Annotated in this window: 5 protein-coding genes; 2 read left to right on the plus strand and 3 right to left on the minus strand. The window is 63.4% G+C overall.

Annotation, left to right across the window (positions count from 1 at the left end; all coding sequences use genetic code 11):
- Positions 1-190, minus strand: a 190-nt coding sequence (locus G3N97_RS37615) for a LysR family transcriptional regulator (protein WP_205997816.1), incomplete at its 3' end; no start/stop codon positions are given.
- Positions 191-337: 147 nt separating this feature from the next.
- Between G3N97_RS37615 and G3N97_RS37620 the strand changes: the two genes are divergently transcribed.
- On the plus strand, positions 338-721 hold the full coding sequence (locus G3N97_RS37620) for a tautomerase family protein (RefSeq protein WP_205997817.1): 384 nt from the start codon (positions 338-340) through the stop codon (positions 719-721).
- 90 nt (positions 722-811) lie between these two features.
- Here the strand turns inward: G3N97_RS37620 and ppk2 are convergent, their stop codons facing one another.
- Entirely contained in the window at positions 812-1,810 is a 999-nt protein-coding gene (ppk2, locus tag G3N97_RS37625; protein ID WP_205997819.1) for a polyphosphate kinase 2, read from the minus strand.
- A gap of 448 nt (positions 1,811-2,258) precedes the next feature.
- A complete protein-coding gene (locus tag G3N97_RS37630; protein WP_065059980.1) occupies positions 2,259-2,477 on the minus strand; it encodes a YdcH family protein in 219 nt (72 codons plus the stop codon).
- A gap of 276 nt (positions 2,478-2,753) precedes the next feature.
- On the opposite strand from G3N97_RS37630, the gene G3N97_RS37635 reads away from it, so the two are divergent.
- On the plus strand, positions 2,754-3,083 hold a 330-nt coding region (locus G3N97_RS37635; protein WP_205997818.1), incomplete at its 3' end, for a hypothetical protein.

The raw sequence follows: 3,083 nt of genomic DNA on the forward strand, positions 1-3,083 counted from the left end.
CGTCGGGCGCGAGCCGCACCACGCGCGGCGTGCGTTCGAGCAACTGGCGGCCCAGATGGCTTTCGAGCCGTTTGAGCTTGAGGCTCACGGCGGATTGCGTGGTGTCGAGCGCGTCGGCGGCGCGCGTGAAGCTGCGCAATTCGGCGACCAGAACGAAGGCGCGCACGGCGTCGAGATCGAGCGGTTTCATTTCAATCGTAAATGGATGAAATATGGAGTGATATCTGTTTATTATGATAGACGGCGACTAAGCTGATGTCATGTCGAACGTGACGGCGCGAGTGGTTCGCATCGTTGCCGCCGGCGCAGGTTCCCACTGACCTCGAAGGAGACTGACATGCCGTTCACCCGAATCGCCGTGCGCGCCGGCAAGCCCGCAACCTATCGCAAGGCCTTGATGCAGGGCGTGCATCTCGCGCTGATGGAAGTCTTCAAGGCGCCCGAGGACGACCAGTTCATGGTCGTCACCGAGCACGATGCCGATAATTTCGTGTTCGGCCGCCATTACCTCGGCATCGAACGCAGCGACGACATCGTGATGATCCAGATTGCCGTGAGCAATACGCGCGGGCAGGATCAGAAGAAAGCGCTGTTCGCGCAGATCGCGGAAAACCTCGCGCGCGATCCGGGCGTGCGGCGCGAGGATGTGTTCATCAATCTCGTCGATGTGGCGAGGGAGAACTGGTCGTTTGGGAATGGGGCGGCGCAGTATGCGACTTGAGCGTCGCAGCACGCGCCAAAGAAAAACGCGCCGCAGTTTCCCGCGGCGCGTTCCGGTCTACCTTATCGGCCGATAGAACCGCTCACAACCTCAAAGCGCCCGACTCACCAGCAACGGATCGACGGTCCCGATCGACCCGGTTTCGCGGCTCGCATACGGCAATTTGTGCAGCACGTAGCGCATGGCGTTCAGACGCGCGCGCTTCTTGCAATCGGAGCGCACGACGGTCCAGGGCGCGTCGGCCGTGTCGGTTTGCGAGAACATCGCTTCCTTGGCTTGCGTGTACTCGTCCCACTTGTCGAGCGAGGCGAGATCGACGGGACTGAGCTTCCACTGCTTGAGCGGATGCACGCGGCGTTCCTTGAAACGGCGACGCTGTTCGGACTGACTCACCGAGAACCAGAACTTGATCAGGTGAATGCCGCTGCGGATCAACTGCCGTTCGAACTCCGGAACCTGCTGCATGAAGTCGGCATATTCGGCGGGCGAGCAAAAACCCATCACGCGCTCGACGCCGGCGCGGTTATACCAGGAACGGTCGAACAGCACGATTTCGCCTGCCGAAGGCAGATGCTGCACGTAGCGCTGAAAATACCACTGGCCGCGTTCGACCTCGGTGGGTTTTTCGAGCGCGACCACGCGCGCGCCGCGCGGATTCAGATGCTCCATGAAGCGCTTGATCGCGCCGCCCTTGCCGGCGGCGTCGCGGCCTTCGAACAGGATCACGACGCGCTGGCCGGTTTCGCGCACCCACGCCTGGAGCTTCAGCAACTCGACCTGCAGCCGGTACTTTTGCCGCTCGTAAGCGCGACGCGACATGAGATTGCGATACGGATACTCGCCGTCGCGCCAGCCGGCCGAGAGTTCCTCGTCGGGGTGACGCGCACGCGGCTTGCGCCACTCGGCGGGCTGGCCTTCGAGGATGAGGCTGCGCAATTGCACGGCTTCGTCGGGCGACAGGCCTTTCATCAGGGCGGCGATGGAGTCGAGCAGCGGCGCGGGCGTGTCGACGCCCACTTCCGCGGTGTCGTTGTCAGCGTCGACTGCGTTGACGCGCGCATCGCCGTTGGCCGCGACGAGATCGTGCATCGCGCTGGCGATGACCTGGGTCGCGGCCTCGACGGCGTCGTCGACGGTGCGGCGTTCGGCGCCGAGCGGCGTGAGTTCGGGTTGGCGCGCGGCGGGGCCGTCGTCATTGTGCGCGCTGCGGTTCCGGGCGCCGGCGGAACCGGGAGTCAGCGAGGAAACGTTGGGAACGATTTTGGGCATAAGTCTGATTCTCTCGACGGAAGCGGTGAGCCGGTATCGATCCGACTGCATTGAACAGGCGCAACAGGTGAGGCTCGCGAGACAGCGCGGGAACGCGCTGAAAAGCGTTGGAAATCGCGACGGACGGATGGGCAGGGCGGTTGCCGATTTGCCATTCAGGCCATTCAGGCCGCGCATACCACGTTGCGGGCGATGGCGCGCGCGTGCTAGCGGCGCGGGCCGCCGAGAGACGGCAACCGCGCCGCAACGCGCTGCCGAAGGCCGCCGCTTACGCGTCTGCTGCCTTGCGCAAGATCAGATAGAGCGAATCTTTGAGTTGCAGCTTTTCTTTCTTGAGCTGCTCGATGGCCATGCCATTCGCGGGCACGATGCCCGCTTCCATATTCTTGATTTGCTGGTCCAGATCGTTGTGGCGATTGAAGAGGCGGGCGAAATGATCGTCCTGAATCTTGAGGTGGGAGATAAGCTCGCGGAATTCGGGAAACACTCAATACTCCTTATGGAACAGCGAACGTCGACAGGTTATGTAAGCATTGTTTCACCGTCGCGTTTTTACGATTTTGACCGTTATCAAGTCGCACAAACCGTGCAAGTCAATCGGGGGATGCCGTCGTGCGCAGAGCGTACGGCGCGCGTGTAATATCAGGGCAGTAGCGCAGCGGCCGTAGGAATAATCTGCCACGGCTGACGACTTTTGCTGATTGCGCTCCCTTGCGGTTCCGTCGCCGCCCCACCTGCCGCCCACCGACAACTCGGAGCGTCAATGACCCGCGTTCTGGAAATCGTGCTCGACGTCGTGCGCGCCGTCCCACAGGCCGCTCAGGCCGATCCATCCGCTGCATCCCCCGATCCGTCCGCTCCGCCTCTTTCCGCTGATTCCTCCGACGCGTTCGCCGCCACAGTCAGCGCCGCCTTGCCGCAGCTCTGCGCGCTCGATGCCGCCGATGCAGGCGCGTCGATGCGCCGCGTCATGTTCGACCGGGGCGGCGCGCTCGCGCGGGCCGGCTGGCGGCTCGCCGTCGAAACGCGCGGCGCGGCGCACGGCGTGGTGGTGTCGAACCACCGGACGTTCACGCCCGGCATCCGCATCGTC

The organism is Paraburkholderia sp. Ac-20347, assembly GCF_017104805.1.
GTDB lineage: Bacteria > Pseudomonadota > Gammaproteobacteria > Burkholderiales > Burkholderiaceae > Paraburkholderia > Paraburkholderia tropica.

Bases quoted from the DNA above. Each gene is read 5' to 3' on its own strand.
- ppk2 (WP_205997819.1), bottom strand. From the start codon at position 1,810: ATGCACGATCTCGTCGCGGCCAACGGCGATGCGCGCGTCAACGCAGTC.
- G3N97_RS37620 (WP_205997817.1), top strand. From the start codon at position 338: ATGCCGTTCACCCGAATCGCCGTGCGCGCCGGCAAGCCCGCAACCTAT.